This is a genomic window from Streptomyces sp. NPDC059900, assembly GCF_050270335.1.
Classification (GTDB): domain Bacteria; phylum Actinomycetota; class Actinomycetes; order Streptomycetales; family Streptomycetaceae; genus Streptomyces.
The window spans coordinates 1-5,072 of the sequence record NZ_JBNNJZ010000568.1 but is presented as its reverse complement, the minus strand read 5'-3'; the positions used below and the strand labels follow the sequence as shown (position 1 = coordinate 5,072).

5 protein-coding genes are annotated in these 5,072 nt (G+C 70.2%); 4 read left to right on the top strand and 1 reads right to left on the bottom strand.

Features of this window, described 5'->3' with window-relative positions; all coding sequences use genetic code 11:
• The 4 genes from ACQKIP_RS39275 to ACQKIP_RS39260 all read left to right on the top strand — a co-directional run.
• The coding region (locus ACQKIP_RS39275; protein WP_427745252.1) for a hypothetical protein at nucleotides 1–1,081 on the top strand (1,081 nt) is incomplete at its 5' end.
• A complete protein-coding gene (locus ACQKIP_RS39270; protein ID WP_365861976.1) occupies nucleotides 1,078–1,953 on the top strand; it encodes a hypothetical protein in 876 nt (291 codons plus the stop codon). The genes ACQKIP_RS39275 and ACQKIP_RS39270, both read left to right, overlap by 4 nt.
• Nucleotides 1,954–1,968: 15 nt before the next feature.
• Nucleotides 1,969–2,346 (top strand): VOC family protein, encoded by a 378-nt coding sequence (locus ACQKIP_RS39265; protein ID WP_365861974.1) that lies wholly within the window; start codon nucleotides 1,969–1,971, stop codon nucleotides 2,344–2,346.
• A gap of 18 nt (nucleotides 2,347–2,364) precedes the next feature.
• Complete coding sequence (locus tag ACQKIP_RS39260) at nucleotides 2,365–3,039, top strand: GNAT family N-acetyltransferase (protein ID WP_365861972.1); 675 nt, start codon at nucleotides 2,365–2,367, stop codon at nucleotides 3,037–3,039.
• Nucleotides 3,040–3,696: 657 nt separating this feature from the next.
• Here ACQKIP_RS39260 and ACQKIP_RS39255 read toward each other — a convergent pair.
• A partial coding sequence (locus tag ACQKIP_RS39255; RefSeq protein ID WP_427745251.1) for an ISL3 family transposase occupies nucleotides 3,697–5,072 on the bottom strand: 1,376 nt, incomplete at its 5' end.

Below are 5,072 nucleotides of genomic sequence, written 5' to 3'. Positions count from 1 at the left end.
CGCCCAGCCCCTGTTCCGCCGCGCCGGCACCACCGACAACGACGTGTTCATCGGCGTCGACGCCGACGTGTCCGACCTCTACATCGAGCAACTCGCCGACGGCCGGCTCAAGCCCCCGCGCCTCGCGATCGTCTCCAACAACGCGCAGACCGTGCCGTACGGGGCCCTGGGTGCGGACAACAACCTGCTGCCCGGCCTGGACGGCCCGCGCAACCGCAAGACCGGCATCGAGATCCTCAGCGGCCTGCTGATCGACTACCTCAAGCCTCTCGACGGCGTCGCGGATGCCGCCCTGTGCGGCAACGGCTTCACTGCCCCGCGCAGCCCGCACGGCCCGTTCCTGTACGCCGACCACGTCGCCCTCGCCCAGAGCGCCAACGTCCTCCAGCACCTCTTCAAGGTCCACGGCCCGCGCCCCGGGACCCGGCTCACCGTCCCCCGCGACGGCGGCGCGATCACCACCTCCGGTGCGGACTGGGTCAGGATCGACGCCAGGACCGAGGCCCGCGCCCTGGAAGAGCAACGCGCCTACCTCGCCGAGCCCCGGCAGGTGGAACCCTCCCCGATCACCCCGGCCCTGTTGCAGGAGACGTGGGGGGCGGCACGGGCGCTGCTCGCGGAAGAACTGCCGCGGCTGGCCCGCGACTTCATCGCCAGCCGCACCGGGGCGCTGGCCTCGGGCATCCACGACTATCTCCAGGGCCCCGTCGGCTCCCGCCGCGCACTGCTGCGGTTGCTCGACCCGCCCGGTGCCCCGGGCAGCATCGACTCGTACGCCTGGAACATCACCGGCCCGGTCTTCGAACCGGTGGAGACCTCCGGGCGCGAAGAGGCGATGGTCGCCTTCCCGTTCGGCGTGGAGATCTACTACCAGGATCTGATTGCCGTCTTCGAGGGCCGCGCGCAGATCTGGGACGTGGTCGGCGGCTCGTACCAGGGCTGGCACATCGGCGAACCGCTCGACTCCCCGGTCTACGCCCTGTTCGCCGCCCTCGGCGAGCACCAGCGCCCCGACCTGGCGGCCCGCTGCTACGAGCGCAGCCTCGCCGCACTCGGCTATACCCAAGGCGCGGCCGCATGAACACCACGGCCCTGGCCGGGCCACTCGCCGGAGCCGCCCGCGTGCGGCCCGACGGGTGGCTCGCCACCCCGCTGAACACCAACCCCGCCTGCGCGGAAGCTCAGGCCCGATCCCTGATCTACCGTCACCACCCGGCAGCCCCCGGGCCGGTGCGCTGCCTCACGGCCCGGTATCGCACTGCGACCTTCACTCTGGGCGACCCGCCCCGCCGGCTTCTCAAGCGGCATGGCGACGAGGCCGGCTACCTGGGCGAGGTCCTCGCCTACCAGCTCCTGGACGGCGAGCGGGTCCTGCCCGCGCTGCACAGCACCAGCGACACCACCCGCACCCTCGTGGTCGACTTCCTCCACCAGAGCGCGGACATCGCCACCGCGGACGGCTTCGACGACCTCATCGCCTCGGTCGCGGCCATCCATACCGCGCCGGCCCGCTGGGATGCGGCCACAGCCGACACCATGAACCTGTGGCGCCTTGACGCCTCAGCCGACGCGCCCGCACCGGCGTGGGTGGGACGGCACGCCGCATGGCGCCACCTGGTGCAGCTGATCGTCGGCGCCCACGGCGATACTCACGTGCCACTGGGCCACCTCGACCTCAAGGCCGACCACTGCCGCCGCCGGCCCGACGGCCGCCTCGCCCTCATCGACGCCGAAACCCTGCGCCCCGACCTCACCGGGATGCCCGACCTGATCACCCTCGCCTACCTCGCCACCACCGACGGACGCACACTGTCCCCGCGCTGGGTCCGCCAGACGTACCGTCGTCACACCAACCACCTCGGCACCCAGTGGAGCGACGCCGGCCTCGTCGGCGCTCTGCGCGCGTTCGCCGACGCCACCGGCCTGGCATCCCTCCACGCCGCCGACCAATGACTCCCGGAGGACGACGTGTTCCACGGCATCCGCGCCATCATGATCTTCGCCGAAGATCCCGAGAAGTCCGCCCGCTGGTGGGGCGGCGTCCTGGACATCCGCGTCCGCCTCGACGTCAACGACAAGAACGGCGCCGTGTACGCCTGGCTTGATGTCGCTGGTATCGAGTTCGGGTTCCACCCCCTGGACGAGAAGAACAATCGCCGCGGCGGCAGCCCGGTCCCGTACTGGAGCGTCGATGACGTCGCCGCCGTACGCCAACAACTGATCGACGCCGGATGCACCCCCCACCGCGGCCCCCTCGACGTCGCAGACGACCCCAGCGGACGCACCAGGCGCATCGCACAGCTGGCCGACCCGTTCGGAAACGTAATCGGGATTGACGGATTCTGACCCTCTGGGAGACACCCCGTGCGCCACTGGCCGCTCACCCAACTCACCCTCACCACCACCGACCTGGTTCTCCGCGTCCCCGATGACGGCCGGCTCGACGAGCTCGCACAGGTAGCAGCCGACGGCGTCGTCCCGGCCGGGGCCGTGTACTTCCCTCAGCCCTGGGCCTCCGGCACCCCCCGGGAGTCCGCCCGCAGCGTGGTGCAGAACCACTGGTGGGCCCGCGGCGACTGGCGCGAGGACAACTGGCGCCTCCTGCTCGCGGTCTTCCATGACGGGCAGGTGATCGGCCAGCAGAACCTTTCCGCCCACGACTTCTTGGTCACCCGCGAGGCGCGGACCGGATTCTGGCTCGGCCGGCGGTTCCAGGGACGAGGCTTCGGCACACAGATGCGTGCCGCCGCCCTGTACTTGGCCTTCGACTGCCTGGGCGCCCAGCGGGTCATCTCCACGGCTTTCGCGGACAACGCCGCCTCCCGCCGCGTCTCCCAGAAGTTCGGCTACGAGCCAGGCGGCGTGCGGCGCCTCGCCGTGGGCCACCGTCTTGTGGAGGCTCACGACGACGTTCTCACCGCCGACCGCTGGCACCGCCTGTCTCGGCAGCCCATCAAGGTCGAGGGCTTCGAGGAGTGCCGCTCCCTGTTCGGAGTGCCTGCGCCACCGCCGCCCGTGGACGTTGTGCGGCATGTGTAGCGCTGGCGATCGGCCGCGACGTCCGCCTCGGCACCTGCCCGGGGACAGTCGCCGCCGCGGTGGCCGGCGGCAGCACCTGAACGGGGCCTGCCCCGCGGCGAAGGCGCCTTCTTCGCCGGCATCCCGACCTCCGTCGACCCCGCTGCTCCCCGTGCGGGGGATGGTCCCCCTCCAGACTGGCTATCCGCTGAGGCCGGCGATTCTGTGGCACTCGTCTGGCTGTGAACGTGTGCTGGGGCTCTGGTCCACTTCTTGTGGTCCGCGTACGCAGCGTGACTGTCGGCCTGAGTATCGCGGGCTGATGGGGAGCGCGGAGCGCGTCTTTTCGTTGTCTGGGCGGCTCCATGGGGTGGTAGCTAACCTGAGTTCAGATTCTTGTCGTTGTGCTCGGCCGTGCTGGCGCCCGGCCCTGAGGGGGACGTCATGAGATTGGCTTGGTCGGACAGCGTGGCTTTGGTCGAAGAGGCGCGGGAGCGCAACAACGCGTTGAGGGAGAGGGCCCTCCAACAGCGTGAGAAGGCTCAACAGATGCGTGTGGATGTCCGTCGAAGTCTGGCAACCGTCCGGCAGACTCGCCGCAAGTACGACGAGGGGCGCCACCTGGAGAAGGTCCTCGACGGCTCACCATCGTGGCTCGTGCGCCCCGATGGTGCTCGATCACGCCAGCAGGACTCGTTTGCGGAGAAGTTCGAAGCTGGCGCGGCCGAACATCTGCCGCTTGAGCATCTTGATCCGGTTGACATGACCTTCGACGACGCCGGAATTCCAGGGTTGCGTGAGGCCGGCTATGACGGCGTCGAGGTCGCGTTCGAGGTGCTGAGCGAACCGCCGGAGACTGGGCAGGTCCGGGGTGGCGGTGGCCGTGTCGATCCATGCGGGTAGTTGATGGCCGTGTAGCTGGGTGAGCATGTGGGCGAAGGAACGCACGTGCTCGGTGAGTGCTGCCAGTTCGGGGCAGTTGGCCAGGACTGCCTTGAGCTGGACCCGGTCCCCTTCGGGCAGGGCGTCGGGGTGGGTGAGGATCCAGCGGGTGACGACGCGGGCTGATGGCGGCCGGGGCCCGACGGGTTGGGGTTTGCCGCGGAGCGTTCTATTGACGTAGTCGCGGACGGTGCTGTAGCCGCGGGGATAGCCCTGGTCTTTGATCTCTTCCCATAGCTTCCAGGCGTTGGTGCAGCCTTCCTGCCAGCGCTGGTCGAGGTAGGGCTTGTAGGCATCAAGCCTGGTCGGGCGGCTTTGCCACTGGCCGGTGAACATCTCTTCCGGGGTGGTGGCGCGGGAGAAGCGCAGGATGGTGTTGAGCGTCATGCCGAGCTGCCGGGCGACGGACCGCTTGCTGTGTCCCGCGGCCAGGAGCGCGTGGATGGTGGCGTGCTTGGTACGGGTGCGTTCGGCGAACCGATGGCCCGTCGGCCAGGGCGATGACGTGGCTGGCTCTGTCTCTTCCTCCGGTTCGTCGTCGGGCGGTGCCGGGAGGGGGCGCAGGCAGCCGCGGTGCCGGTAGACGCACTTCTCGGCGGCCTCGCCCAGGTTGTGCCAGAGGTGCCACCGGTCGGCGACCTGGAGGGCCTGCGGGGCTCCGCGGGTGGCGCCTTCTGCGAAGAAGGGGGCGCGGTCTCGGCAGACGATTTCAACGCCGGGCCGCTCGGCCAGCCAGGCCGCGAGTGTGTCCGCTTCGCGGTCGGGCAGGAGGTCGATCGGGCGACGTGTTTCGACGTCGACGAGCACAGTCCCGTAGATCCGGCCCCTGCGCTGGGCGTATTCGTCCACACCCACCACGCGGGGCACGGCGATGGGCGGATCCGGGAGGGAGGCGATCAGCCTCAACAGCGTGTTCCGGCTGACCGACGCTCCCAAGGCGTCGGTCAGCCGGGCCCCGGCCCGGCCCGCGAGCGCGAGTCCGACCGAGACAAGTGCCGATCGCAACCGTTCCGTCCGCCGACCGAACCGCCGGGTGAGGCCGGGCACCTGCTCGGCGAAGGTCTTACGCGGACAGGAATCCTCGGAGCAGACGAACCGACGCACCCTCAGCG